Annotated in this window: 9 protein-coding genes; 7 read left to right on the forward strand and 2 right to left on the reverse strand. The window is 52.5% G+C overall.

What is annotated here, in order from left to right; genetic code table 11:
* Positions 1 to 26 precede the first annotated feature (26 nt).
* Complete coding sequence (locus BN3772_RS03030) at positions 27 to 455, forward strand: hypothetical protein (RefSeq protein ID WP_157643531.1); 429 nt, start codon at positions 27 to 29, stop codon at positions 453 to 455.
* Between the two features lie 824 nt (positions 456 to 1,279).
* Here the strand turns inward: BN3772_RS03030 and BN3772_RS03035 are convergent.
* A complete protein-coding gene (locus tag BN3772_RS03035; protein WP_042196532.1) occupies positions 1,280 to 2,323 on the reverse strand; it encodes a PocR ligand-binding domain-containing protein in 1,044 nt (347 codons plus the stop codon).
* 177 nt (positions 2,324 to 2,500) lie between these two features.
* On the opposite strand from BN3772_RS03035, the gene BN3772_RS03040 reads away from it, so the two are divergent.
* Both BN3772_RS03040 and dhaK read left to right on the forward strand, forming a co-directional pair.
* The gene (locus tag BN3772_RS03040; RefSeq protein WP_042196534.1) at positions 2,501 to 3,637 is read left to right on the forward strand and encodes a glycerol dehydrogenase; all 1,137 of its coding nucleotides are present in this window, start codon (positions 2,501 to 2,503) and stop codon (positions 3,635 to 3,637) included.
* A 1-nt stretch (position 3,638) separates the two neighbouring features.
* On the forward strand, positions 3,639 to 5,399 hold the full coding sequence (dhaK, locus tag BN3772_RS03045; protein ID WP_042196536.1) for a dihydroxyacetone kinase subunit DhaK: 1,761 nt from the start codon (positions 3,639 to 3,641) through the stop codon (positions 5,397 to 5,399).
* A gap of 82 nt (positions 5,400 to 5,481) precedes the next feature.
* On the opposite strand, the gene BN3772_RS03050 is transcribed toward dhaK, so the two are convergent.
* A complete protein-coding gene (locus BN3772_RS03050) occupies positions 5,482 to 7,140 on the reverse strand; it encodes a histidine kinase N-terminal 7TM domain-containing diguanylate cyclase (RefSeq protein ID WP_042196537.1) in 1,659 nt (552 codons plus the stop codon).
* Between the two features lie 226 nt (positions 7,141 to 7,366).
* On the opposite strand from BN3772_RS03050, the gene hprK reads away from it, so the two are divergent.
* The 4 genes from hprK (at position 7,367) to BN3772_RS03070 (ending at position 13,161) form a co-directional block, all read left to right on the forward strand.
* Positions 7,367 to 8,284 carry an HPr(Ser) kinase/phosphatase gene (gene hprK / locus BN3772_RS03055; protein WP_042181739.1) on the forward strand — a complete coding sequence of 306 codons (918 nt, stop codon included), beginning with the start codon at positions 7,367 to 7,369 and terminating at the stop codon, positions 8,282 to 8,284.
* A gap of 246 nt (positions 8,285 to 8,530) precedes the next feature.
* On the forward strand, positions 8,531 to 10,264 hold the full coding sequence (locus tag BN3772_RS03060) for a sensor histidine kinase (RefSeq protein ID WP_042196539.1): 1,734 nt from the start codon (positions 8,531 to 8,533) through the stop codon (positions 10,262 to 10,264).
* A 6-nt stretch (positions 10,265 to 10,270) separates the two neighbouring features.
* The gene (locus BN3772_RS03065; protein WP_244444668.1) at positions 10,271 to 11,851 is read left to right on the forward strand and encodes a response regulator; all 1,581 of its coding nucleotides are present in this window, start codon (positions 10,271 to 10,273) and stop codon (positions 11,849 to 11,851) included.
* A gap of 389 nt (positions 11,852 to 12,240) precedes the next feature.
* A complete protein-coding gene (locus BN3772_RS03070) occupies positions 12,241 to 13,161 on the forward strand; it encodes an ABC transporter permease (RefSeq protein WP_042181735.1) in 921 nt (306 codons plus the stop codon).
* The last annotated feature ends 18 nt before the right edge of the window (positions 13,162 to 13,179 follow it).

Raw genomic sequence — 13,179 nt, forward strand, 5'->3', positions numbered from 1 at the left:
GCCTTTGTTGCATGATAGGGGGAAAGGTGATAAAGGTGATGCAGGATGCAGGAAATTCGGGAAATGACAGGGAAAGTCCGGGGATGTTCGGGATAGCGCGGGGAGTCGGGGAGTCTAGGGAGTCCGGGAAGTCTGGGGAGTCTAGGGAGTCTGGGAAGTCTAGGGAGTCTAGGGGGTCTAGGGAGTCTGGGAAGTCTGGGGAGTCTAGGGAGTCTGGGAAGGCTTGGGAGAAGTCTGGGGAGTCTAGGGAGTCTGGGAAGTCTGGGGAGTCTGGGGAGTCTGGGGAGTCTAGGGAGTTTAGGGAGTCTAGGGAGTCTAGGGAGTCTAGGGAGTCTAGGGAGTCTGGGATAGTCAGACATCCCCTGGCCGTGGCTGCCCAGAGAACGGACAGAATGAAGAGCAGAGAGGCCTTTGATTTGGGCGGAAGCGGAAGAATGGGCGGACTGAAGGAATAAATACCTTTGATTCTGGCAGAAGCGGGCAAACGGACAGAATAAAGGGCAAACATGCCTTTGATTTCGGCAGAAGCGGGCAACGTCAGAGTCCTAACTCAGCCGGATATGAGACGCAAAGGGAGATTAGGAAATTAGTTTGATTTTGATCACTTAATTCTAGGCTAATCAGGAATTTATGAAATTTAGTTGGAAAAACGTCACTTAATCCGGGCGTTTTTCCTCTTTGGAGGTGAAATCAGTGAATTAGATGGACGTTTTCCCACTAATGTCTTCAGTTCGCGATTCTGGAGGGAATTAGGTGGCGAATTTCCACTTAATCTGATGGGCGTGAGCGCTGCGAGTGCCTGCGAGTGACTGCAAGTAACTGCGAGTAACTGCGAGTGACTGCAAGTATCTGTAAGTGACAGCGAGTAACTGTGAGTGACAGCGAGTAACTGCAAGTGACTGCGAGTAACTGCGAGTGCTGCAAGTGCCTGCGAGTGTCTGTAAGTGACAGCGAGTAACCGCAAGTGACTGCAAGTGACTGCGAGTGACTGCGAGTGACTGCGAGTGACTGCGATTGCCTGCGAGTACCTGCAAGTGCCTGCGAGTAACTGCGAGTGACTGCGAGTGTCTGCGAGTGACAGCGATTGCCTGCGAGTACCTGCGAGTGCCTGCAAGTAACTGTGAGTGACTGCAAGTAACTGCGAGTGACTGCGAGTGACTGCAAGTAACTGCGAGTGCCTGCGAGCAACTAAGCTGACTACCCGTACCTGCGGTTAAATTAACAATGTGCGGTTCATCCAGACACCTCCACTCACCTCCAGGCATCTGCAAGAAGCGCGCTAATGCGTCTCCCGCAGCCTGCTTCTGTATACTGCGGGGGTAAGATGCTCAAACTTCTTAAAGGTCTTGATGAAGTAGCCGGCATCGCAGAAGCCCAGCACATCGCTGATCAGGTTGACGGGCTGTTCCGTTGCCACAAGAAGCTGCTTGGCCCATTCGATCTTCAGGCGCGGAGCGAAGGTGGAGAAGTTCTCACCGGTCTCTCTGGTAAAAATCCGGCTGAAATAGCTGGGGCTGATGTGGCATTGTCTGGCCAGTTCAGCCAGGGTGAAGTTCTTGTTCTTATGCTGGTAGAGATAATCAAAGGCAGGCTGCAGCAGCGGGTTCGCCGCGCGGTACTGCATTACGCTCAGCTCTTTGATGGAATGCTCGACCAGCGCGCTAGAAAGCTCGTTTTGAATCGCCTGGAGGCTGCCGACAGCCGGCACGGGAGAGGCAGCATATTCAGCATCGGGGCCTTGCGGCGCTTCGGAGAGCAGTGTTTTTTTGTACAGCTGGATGGTGGCATTCTTGGTGATCGCTTCTTCAACAATATAGTTGCACAGATCATACAGCATGCCGGCAATGGTTGAAACCTCATCATAGGACAGCGTCGGCAGTGAGGCATATTCCGCTTCAAGGGCCTGGAATTTAAGCTCGGTAGCGTCGCTTGGCGGCCGGGAGACGAGCTGCTCCAGCTGCTGCTGGTCGGAGTCGCGGAGCCGGATCTGTCCGGCCATAACCGCGCCTATGTATTGATTGTCTATAATGATCGGAATCGCAATATCAATAATATTAAAGTGGCATTTGTAGATATAGGGCGCATTTAGACGGACGGCTTCAAGGCCGCCCCGGGCATCACATTTCTGGCAGAACGGGGACAGCATGTCATCCTTCCTTACGCCCTGGCAGAAGGGTTGACAGTGGCTGTGCTTGCTGACGGGAACCCCTTTGTAATTGACGGTGATGATCGCCATCTTGGTAACCCGTGCGAGTGAGTCCTGAAGCGCATCCCATTTCTCGAGGTCAATAATGTTCTCCAGCTTGAACAGCGGATTGCTCATGGGTGTAAGATCCTCCTATCCGGGCAATAAAGTGCAAGATAATACTATTCAATAAGTATACAACAAGAAAACACAATCTGAAAACGCTTAATGTAGCAGGCAGAGTACAATGCTTAAAAAGAATGGGCAGACTATACTTGACGTAAGAAGCTCACGACATTTTTAGGAGGAATTAAGATGAGAAAAGCCTTTATCAGCCCGACCAAATACGTGCAGGGTGAGGACGAACTGCTCAATCTGGGTTACTTTGTACAGACCTTCGGCCAGTCTGCGCTGCTTATTGCCCATCCGGATGATGTAAAGCGTGTGCAGGCTAAGCTGGATTCCACCATTGAAAAGTTTAAAATCACTCTCGTCGAAAGCAACTTCCGCGGCGAATGCTCGCGTGAGGAGGTTGCCCGCCTGAAGGAGCTGGCCCGTGAGCATTCCTGCTCCTGTACCATCGGACTCGGCGGAGGTAAAGCCATTGATACAGCTAAATGTGTAGCCGAGGGCGAAGCCCTGATTATTGTGCCGACGATTGCTGCGACTGACGCACCGACAAGCCACTCGGCGGTTCTCTATACTCCGGACGGACAGTTTGATGATTATGCATATTTTAAACAAAGCCCTAGTGTGGTTATGATTGATACAACAGTAATTGCCAACGCACCGACCCGGTTTCTGGTATCCGGGATGGGGGATGCGCTTTCCACTTATTTTGAAGCGAGATCGACGTCCAATTCCTATTCCAATGTCAACGCCGGCCTGCCGAGCGGAGTACGTGAAGGCGTATGCGGACCGGCCAAGGGAACAAATACGGCCCTGATGATGGCGAAATTCTGCTATGAAACGCTGCTTAAGGACGGATTGCATGCGAAGGTAGCCAGCGATTGCAATCAGGTGACGCCTGCGCTGGAAAATATCATCGAGGCTAACATTCTGCTGTCCGGACTCGGCTTTGAGAGCGGCGGTCTGGCTGCAGCCCATGCGATCCATAACGGTCTGACCTCTCTGGAAGGCACGCATCACTACTATCACGGTGAAAAGGTAGCCTTCAGCACAATTGCCCAGCTGGTGCTTGAAAATGCCCCGTCCAGCGAGCTGAACGAGGTATTCGGCTTCTGCCTGTCCATCGGCCTGCCGGTCTGCCTTGAGGATATCGGAGTAGACAGTATTTCGCAGGAAGAGCTGCTGGAAGTTGCGCGGAAGGCCTGTATTGCAGAAGAGTCGATCCATTCCATGCCTTTCCCTATTACGGTAGAAGCTGTAGCAGCGGCAATCCGGGTAGCGGATCAGCTCGGACGCAACTACAAGCAGAGCAAGGGGGCATAAGATGAAGAAGATTATTAATGCACCGGAGACGCTAGTGAGGGAAATGTGCAGCGGGCTGGTGCTGGCCCATCCGTCCCTGGAATTCAACAGCAAGCATAAGGTGATTCAGAAAAAGCAGCTGAATCCCGATAAGGTAACTTTGATCAGCGGCGGCGGCAGCGGGCATGAGCCTGCCCATGCCGGCTTTGTCGGCAAAGGGATGCTGGATGCGGCGGTTTGCGGGGATATTTTTGCTTCGCCTTCCCAGATTCAAATCTACCAGGCAATCCGCTCCACTGCGGGCCAAAAGGGAACGCTGCTGGTTATCAAGAATTACAGCGGCGATATGATGAACTTCAAGAATGCGGCGTTCCTCGCCGGAGAAGACGGTATTGAGGTCGATTATGTCAAGGTAGACGATGACATCGCCGTTGAAGACAGCCTCTATACCGTAGGGAAAAGAGGGGTGGCCGGAACAGTGCTGGTGCATAAGATTGCCGGCGCGGCGGCCGAGCGCGGTCTGCCTCTGGCAGAGGTGAAGAAGGCGGCGGAAAAGGCCATTGCCAATATCCGCAGCATCGGGTTCGCCTTCACTTCCTGTACAGTACCTGCAAAGGGAACACCAACCTTCCAGCTTGAGGATAACGAAATGGAGTACGGGGTAGGCATTCACGGTGAGCCCGGTATCCGCAGGGAGCCGGTTGTAACCGCGGATGAGCTGGCAGCGAGAATGGTAGCCGCCCTGCTGGAAAGCCTGGGCGCAGACGGCACTGCCGCACGCGAGGTAACGGTGCTGGTCAACGGCTTCGGGGCAACCCCGCTTCAGGAGCTCTATCTGCTCGGCAACTCGGTTATCCGTGAGCTGGATGCGAAACAGGTTACCGTGCATAACGTACTGGTCGGAAATTTCATGACGAGCATTGATATGGCCGGGGCTTCACTGTCGCTGATGAAGCTGGATGATGAGCTGAAGTCGCTGCTTGCCGATGAGTGCCACACCCCTGCCCTAGTTCTTCAAGGTCCGTTCGAGCCGGTGCAGTACACCGAGGTTATCCAGCAGCCTGAGACGGAGCAGGAAGTTTCGTTTAAGTGCGATACAGATGCAGCGTATGCCAAGGTTACAGGAGATACCTTTACTCTGAATAATCTTATCTATGCCATTGATAAAATGAGCGAAATCATCATCGAGAATGAGGTTCCGTTCTGTGAGCTTGATGCCCATGCGGGGGACGGTGACTTCGGTATGAGCGTGGCCAAGGGGTTCAAGCAGCTCAAAACCGAATGGAAGGATATTACGCAGAATCATGCAGCTGACACAGGCAGCTTCCTGGATGCGTGCTCGCTGATTATTATGGAGCACTGCGGCGGGGCATCCGGCCCGATCTGGGGCTCTGCCTTCCGGGCGGCCGGCAAATATGCCGGTGACCGGAGCGGCCTGAGCATGGCCGAGCTGGCTGAAATGCTGGAGGCTGTGGTTAAGGGCATCCAGGATACAGGTGAGCGGGCCTTCGGAAGAGGCGCGGTTGCCGGCGACAAAACGCTGATCGACGCGCTGGTTCCATACGCGCAGTCGTGGAAGGACAGCGCCGCACAGGGCGACGGCTTCAGCACCGCCTCGGCGAAGGCGGCAGCGGCTGCGGTTGAGGGAGCGCGGCAGACCGGCGATATCGTAGCCCGTATGGGCCGGGCTGGCACCGTCGGCGAGCGGAGCCTCGGTTATCCCGATGCAGGTGCTTATGCGCTGGGGGTTATTTTTACCGGGCTGTCGGAAGCCATGCAATAAGAAGAAGCAGCTTAGGAATGCAGTGCAAAAGACCGTTACCGGGAATGCTTGTCCGGTAACGGTCTTTTGCTGTGCGCCAGGATTAGCGCCGTACCGAGACGATCCGGTTGCGGCCCTGGTGCTTGGCGGCATAGAGTGCCTTGTCTACGGTTTTGAGCAGGTCGTTCAGGTAAGCTGAAGCATCCCCCGGCTGTTCGGGGCTGAACTCATTGATGCTGAGCACTCCCATGCTGATGGTCACCCATACCGGATGGGCGACATTATCGATGCTTACTTTATTGGAGGCGACGGCGGCCTTCAGCTGCTTGGCAATGGCAAGCGCTTCTGCTTCTCCGGTATCGGGCAAATAAATAATAAATTCCTCGCCGCCATAGCGGGCCAAGATATCATGCTCACGCAGTGCGCGCTGCAGCACCTCTACCGTACTGCAGATGACCAGGTCACCGGCCAGATGGCCGTAACGGTCGTTCACCGCTTTGAAGAAATCGATATCAATGAGGATAACGGCTGCCTGAGCATGCAGCCCGCGCTTCTCGGTCACTTCACGCTCCAGCTGCTGTGTCAGATAGTGCCGGTTATAGCAGGCGGTGAGGCTGTCGGTAATGGCCATCTTCGTCAGCTTGCGGTTCGTCCGGGACAGCTCCTCCTGAACCTTGATCAGGGATTCATTCTTTTCCTGCAGGATGGCGTTCTGATGATTCGTTTCATCAATAAGCCGGCGGAGCTCGGTGATATCCTGGAAGGTGATAGTCCGCCCCGCCCGGACTGAGCTTACCAGGATGGGCGCAGCATGAATGTTAATATAGAGCTGGCCGTCCGGATGCAGGCATTCAATTTCGGCAATCTCCTCCGGCCGTTCCCGGTATTGTCTCAGAAATTGTGCAATGGCATCTGTCTTGTCCGGCAGAAAAGCCTCCATGTTAAAGCGTTCACCGGCCTTGAGCCGGGAGTAAGGGTGCAGAGCCTGATTCATCTCCATCACCCGCTCCTGATCATCCAGCACGAGAATACCGTATTCCATCGTATCAATAATATCCTGGTGGGCAATGGTCACAATATCGAATACCTTGTCCTGATGAATGGTAATGACAAAGAACACGGCAGAGATGACAATACCAAGCGAAGTGAATCCCGGTATGACCGGCAGATAGTCGTCAAGCACAACATTCAGCAGGACATCCAGCAGCAGAAACACCGTTACTGCAATTATGCCTTTGAGCATATACATAATCTGGTTCTTAATCCGGGACGCCTGGTCGGAGACTAGCGCAACATAAATAATGTACAGGGAAACGAGAGCGTGAATAACTAGAATGACAATGTTAATCCAGAAAATAGGCCCGTAAATACGCTCGACGTATCCTCCGTTAACCGGAGTAACGAACCAGCCGTACGGATTGAGTATTACTCCGAGCGAGGAGAAGACCGCAGGGAGGAACAGCAGGATTAATATTTTGCGCTTAAGGAACTGTGTCTGGCCGGAGATCAGGATGGTGAAAAAGATCCAGCCGGCAACCAGCATGGACGCATCGACAAAGGCTAGCTTCACATAGAACAGCTGATATACCGGATCATCGACCGTTTTGATCGCGAACTGGCAATACGGCCACAGCATCATCGAGAAATGAAAGCCCAGGTATACCTTGTGCAGTCTGGTTATAGTGACAGAGACAAAAATGTATATGAACAGCAGGAACAGAATAAAGCACATGATCAGATCAATCCACGATCCCAAATCCAATACGCCGCACCCTCTTGCATTTATTGGTATATTATGAATTTCTGTGGGTCTTAAGGCTTAGGTAATATTTTTAATATATAATCAGGTTATGAAGATTACAAGATTTTTAGAGGAATCTATAACAAAGAGAAGGTAGAGCTGCCCCGGCCGTTGAATATTACCGACAACTAATCTAATAAATGTCAGGCGTATCCGGGATACGCCCTAGCTGCAGGAGGAGAGCCCTATGAAGTCAATCACCGTTCAGAGCCTAACTGATAAATTCCACCTGGAGGTGCTTGCTGGAGCGAGCCGGATGGACCGCCAGGTTACGCGGCCGCGGACACACCGGCCAGGCCTGGAATTTGTCGGTTATTTTGATTTCTTTCCGATGGAGCGGGTGCAGGTGCTCGGCCGCAAGGAGATTAATTATCTGCTTACGCTGAGTGTAGAGGACCGCGTGCATCATATCGGCAATATCGTCAAATATCATCCCCCGTGCTTTATTGTCACGACAGGACAGCAGGAGATCCCTTATCTTACGCATTTCTGTAACCAGGAGGGGATTCCCCTGCTGCGGACAGCAGAAACGACCAACGAGTTCATCGCCAAGCTGGACAGCTATCTGGTCAAGGCGCTGGCGCCTGAGCTGTCCATACACGGCGTCTGTGTGAACGTGTCCGGTATAGGCATTCTGCTGCGGGGCAAATCGGGCATCGGCAAAAGCGAAACGGCACACACCCTGATCCGCAGAGGCCACCGCTTCGTAGCCGACGACATTGTCGTGCTCAAAAAGCTGGGTCCGGCTACACTGCTTGGCACCCACAACGAGACCACACGCGAGTTCCTGGCGCTGCGCAGCATCGGCCTGATCAATGTGGTCCGCCAGTACGGGCGCAAGGCCTTCCAGGATGAGACCCGGATTGTACTTGATATTGAGCTATGCCCTTGGCGTGAGAACGCACTTAACAATGAGCTGGAGCTGGTGCCCCAGTTCACCGAATATCTCGGCGTGAAGATCCCGCATATTGAGGTTCAGCTTCAGCCGGGACGCGATGTAGCCGGCTTAATCGAGGCTGCCGCCAACAACTGGTATCTGAAGCAGCTCGGCTACAGCGCTGTTGAAGAATTTATGAAACGGATTGAGGACGGAATGCAGCCGTAAGCGCTGAAGCGTCATCAACCGGAAGACTGGATAAACAAGGCCATCAATAATAATTCTATCAGATCACGAGGCAAAGCGGCACTCCGCAAAAGGATATAGACAACATTCTTCTAAGGTGATACCGGCGAGAGGCAGCTTCCTGCCTCTTTTTTTGCACATAAACAGTAGTAACCGTTTTCACTTCGTTGTAGAATGGATGCAAACAGCGGCCAGCTGCTGTTACACCTTTGCAAGGGAGCACCAGGTATGGAGAAATTCTCACCGGATAAAAAGTACATTCCGTTCACCTACAAAATGATGATCCCCTATCTGATCCTGGTTCTCCTGACTGATCTTCTGGTCGGCTATATAGCCTACACAATGCTTGTTGAGTCAAGGACCGAGATGGCGGAGACGAATGTACGGACAGCCTTGAAGCAGACAAGGAGCAATATTGAATACCAGACCGATGAGATCAAACGGATGAGCAATTCGCTGTTTCTTAATACTAACTTTCAGAATGCGCTGCAGTTCCGGGGCAATACGCTTGAGAATATGCTCAAGATGCGCGATGACATCGTGCCTTATATGAAAGCGCCTCTGCAACTGTACGGGAACAAGCTGCGGCTTGTACTGTATACCGCTAATGAGGCTATGCTGGAGATTACCGGAGATGATATGTCTGAGCCGATCGGCAGAAGCGATTATTATGTGATGTCTGAGCGGGTCATCGAGAATAAGGAATGGTTCCGGTCCATCCTTACGAATAACCAGGACAGCCTGTGGATGCAGGCGGACAGTGACAGCAGGCTGGGCAACATTTCGTACTTCCGCAAGCTCGTTGCTTCCAACGCTGCCCCGTCGGTGATCGGCTATATCCGGGTTACGGCCAGAATAGACGAGCTGTTCGGCAACTTCGACACTTTTCCTGTCGATCAGGGACTGGAGCTGCGGCTGGTGGACAGGGTTCAGGGCGTTACCATTTATGAGCAGGGCACCCCGGACAAGCCGGCTAAGCCGGACGAATATCTGATTATCAGCGAGGATATTCCGATACCGGGTTATGTGATCGAAGCGCGCGTGCCCCACAGCTACCTCAACAAGGATGCAAGCCGGATGCAGAGGGCCATCGGTGCAGTCTGCACGATCAGCTTCGTGGTCATGGCGGCGATTGGGTTCCTGGTGGCCCGTATCTCCGGCAAAAAGATCAAGCGTATCGTCTACCTGGCCCGCTCTTTTCAGGAGGGCAACTTCTACAAACGGATCGGGTTCCCCGGGAACGATGAATTTGTGTATATTGCCAACAGCTTCAATCAGATGGCGGCCAGCATCCAGGAGCTGATCCGTAATGTCTATGTCCAGGGTCTCCAGAAAAAACAGGCCGAGCTCGATGTGCTGCAGGCCCAGATCAGCCCGCACTTCCTGTATAATACCCTGTCGGCAATCGTGAGCCTGGCTAATCTCGGGGAGGTTGAGAAGGTCACCAAGATGGTGCGGGGACTGTCTAAATTTTACCGGCTTACCCTGAACGAAGGAAAGGTCTATATCTCCATTGAGAATGAGCTGGAGCAGGTACGGATGTATCTGGAAATCCAGCGGGTTAAGTATGCCGGTGCTTTTGAGGTCTATTATGATATTGATCCTGAGATTCTGCAGGTTCCGGTCATTAAGCTGATCCTGCAGCCGTTCGTGGAAAATATCTTCAAGCATGCCTGGTTCGGCGAGAGCATTGCCATCCGGATTACCGGCAGGAAGCTGGGCGACCGTATTGAGCTGAAGGTTATTGATAACGGAATTGGCATGCGCCCGGATACGCTGCGGAATATGCGTTCAGGCTCCTTCCAGCCGGGCAGCTACGGCCTGAGGAATGTAGAGGAGCGGATCAAGCTGAGATACGGCAATGATTACGGAATTCAGATCGGCAGCCATTACGGCGCCGGAACGGCTGTGCAGATTGTTCTGCCGGTAGAAAATGCGGAAATCCGTGAAGTGAGGGAGTAGAGGACTATGGCAGTGGAGATAAATGTACTACTGGTGGATGATGAGGCTGTTGATCTGGAGTGGCTTAGACGGCGCGTGGCCGGAAGCAGCCATCTGCCGCTGCATAGCGTCATAACGGCTTCCAGCGGCTTTGCCGCCCTTAAAGTAATGGAGCAGCACCCTATAGATATTATTCTCTCTGACATCCGGATGCCGATTATGACAGGGGTGGAGTTCGCCCGCAAGGCTAAGCAAATGAACCCGGAGGTTCAGATTGTATTCATCAGCGGCCATCAGGATTTCAACTATGCCAAGGAGGCCATTCAGCTAAATGCCTCCGACTATCTGCTGAAGCCTGTGGATGACGGGGAGCTGGACGGTATGCTGGTCCGGCTCTGCGCCAAGATTGAGCAGGAGCGCAGGCAGCATACCTCCCTTACGGAGACGCTGTCGCTGGTCAATCAGGAGCTGCTGCTGCGCTGGTTCAGTGAAGCTGCCCCGGGTCCGGCGCAGGCCCATATTCTCGGTGTGCTTACACCGTACCTGCAGGTAATGTCGGCTGTTGCAATTGTTGAGCTGGACGATATCGCCTGGAAGATCCGCGGCTGGAGCGAGGAAGAGCGGTATGCCTGGAGCGCCAGCGCCGGAGACTTTATCCGAGGGTTTGCCCGGGAGCATAATCTGGGCATGGTCATTACCGGCTATGACTATCACTTTATTATTCTGGCTGCGGTTCAGGAGCAGCATTTCACTGCCCTGCTGGAGGAGCTGATCCGGTCCTTTTATCAGAAATTCTCCAGCTCTGTTACCATAGGCAAGGGGATGTACGCGGCCGAGCCGGACAAGCTGCATGACTCCTACCGGCAGGCTCAGGCTGCACTGAGCATTAAATGGATTGTCGGCAAAAACAGGCTTATTCAGGACGCCTCGGAATGGCATCCGAAGGAGAAAATCGCCTCTGATCTGGAGGAGATTGTAGACCGGATGCTGAAGGCGATGCTCGAATATGATCTTACGACCGTCGATGACTGCCTGCTGCAGCTGTTTGCGGGAGACAGCCCGATTTCGCAGAAAAATGATATCTACGATATCATCATCCGGATCACCTCCAAGCTGCATGCCGACCTGCGGCAGATGAATGAGCATCTGTATGAAATTCTGAACTGGGATGCCCATCAGCCGTTCGTGCTGTTCCAGTTCGAGACGGTGCATGATATCCTCTCCTGGCTGCGCCGGCGGTTCTTCGAGCTCTCGGAGCGGCTCTATCTGAAGCGCCAGCGGCAGAAGCGCAAGCTGATTGATGAAATTACAGACTATGTGAAGGCAAGGCTGGATCAGAAGATTACACTGAACGAGGTAGCTGCCCACTTCGATTTTTCGCCTAACTACCTGGGCCACCTGTTCAAGGTGGAGACGAACAGCCTGTTCAGCGACTATGTCGGCGAGCTGCGGATGAAGCGGGTCTGTGAGCTGCTGGAGGACCCGACCAAAAAAGTCTATGAAATTGCCGAGCAGGCCGGCTACAAAAATATCATCTATTTCAACCGGCAATTTAAGCAGTACATGGGTATGTCCCCGGGCGAATACCGGAAGCAGAATAAAATATAATGTTGCAGCCTCTGTCCTGACGGGATGGGGGCTTTTTTTTGATCGTATAAATTGAACCTAAATAAACATTAAGAGAGAAGTGGCGGAGGGGAATTTTGGAACTGGAGGAGCGGTAGCGACCGCCTGAAAGCTTTTCGTAGAAAAGCTAGCATCGGAAGCATAGGCTGTCTGCGGATTTCAACCGTTAGAAACGGTATAAATCATGAAATCTGCAGACAACAGCGGCCGGAAGTCCAAACATTCTCTGGAGTCACGGCCAACCGTAATAAACCGTAAGTTCAATTTATACTAAATCGTTGAATTAGTATTAAGTTTAGTTGTTTCGCTGAATTATGCCAAAGGCCCGTCCTGCTTATAATGTGAAATATAGAAGAGAGAGGGGTGCAGAAATGAAAGGGCATACATTCTGGAGTGATTTGAAAAACTATAAGGTTATCCTGCTGATGCTGTTGCCGGCGGTTGCCTTCTTCCTCCTGTTCGCGTACATCCCGATGGCGGGTATCATCATTGCTTTTAAAAAATACGATTACGCCGGCGGCATCTTCGGGAGTGCGTGGAACGGGCTGGACAACTTCCGCTTTTTCTTCGAATCAGGCGATGCCTGGCGGGTTACGCGGAATACAGCACTTTATAACATCGCTTTTATTACGGTAAACAATGCCCTGCAGATCTTCGCTGCCATTATGCTGTTTGAGGTTGGAGGCAAATGGTTCCGCAAAATCACACAATCGGCACTGTTCCTGCCTTACTTTATCTCCTGGGTCGTAGTTGGCGCGATTGCCTATAACCTGCTCAATTATGATATCGGTACAGTGAATGCGCTGCTTAGAGGACTTGGCCTTGAGCCTGTAGATATTTATAATACGCCGGCCTATTGGCCTTACATCCTGGTGATTGTAGCGGCCTGGAAGAGTCTCGGGTACGGAACGGTAATGTATCTGGCGGCGATTTCGGGTATCGATACAGAAATGTACGAAGCGGCCGAAATTGACGGCGCTAATATTTTCCAGCGGATTATGAAAGTAACCCTGCCTAACCTGTATCCTACGGTCATTATTCTGGTGCTGCTGGCGGTCGGGAACATATTCCGCGGTGATTTCGGGATGTTCTACAATATGGTCGGTAATAACGGTCTGCTGTTCTCCGCGACGGATGTTATCGATACCTTTGTCTTCCGGTCACTGATTACTTCCAATGACATCGGAATGTCGGCTGCAGCAGGCGTGTTCCAGTCGGTGCTTGGATTCGCAACCATCATGACGGTGAACTACGCTGTCCGCAAATACGACAAAGACCGCGCCCTGTTCTAGGGACAAACAGGAAATGGA

It is taken from the genome of Paenibacillus camerounensis (genome assembly GCF_000723885.1).
GTDB lineage: Bacteria > Bacillota > Bacilli > Paenibacillales > Paenibacillaceae > Paenibacillus_AQ > Paenibacillus_AQ camerounensis.

What these genes read in the sequence shown, in the direction of transcription:
- BN3772_RS03035 (WP_042196532.1), bottom strand. Translation starts at nt 2,323, where the DNA reads ATGAGCAATCCGCTGTTCAAGCTGGAGAACATTATTGACCTCGAGAAA.
- BN3772_RS03040 (WP_042196534.1), top strand. Translation starts at nt 2,501, where the DNA reads ATGAGAAAAGCCTTTATCAGCCCGACCAAATACGTGCAGGGTGAGGAC.
- dhaK (WP_042196536.1), top strand. Translation starts at nt 3,639, where the DNA reads ATGAAGAAGATTATTAATGCACCGGAGACGCTAGTGAGGGAAATGTGC.
- hprK (WP_042181739.1), top strand. Translation starts at nt 7,367, where the DNA reads ATGAAGTCAATCACCGTTCAGAGCCTAACTGATAAATTCCACCTGGAG.
- BN3772_RS03060 (WP_042196539.1), top strand. Translation starts at nt 8,531, where the DNA reads ATGGAGAAATTCTCACCGGATAAAAAGTACATTCCGTTCACCTACAAA.
- BN3772_RS03065 (WP_244444668.1), top strand. Translation starts at nt 10,271, where the DNA reads ATGGCAGTGGAGATAAATGTACTACTGGTGGATGATGAGGCTGTTGAT.
- BN3772_RS03070 (WP_042181735.1), top strand. Translation starts at nt 12,241, where the DNA reads ATGAAAGGGCATACATTCTGGAGTGATTTGAAAAACTATAAGGTTATC.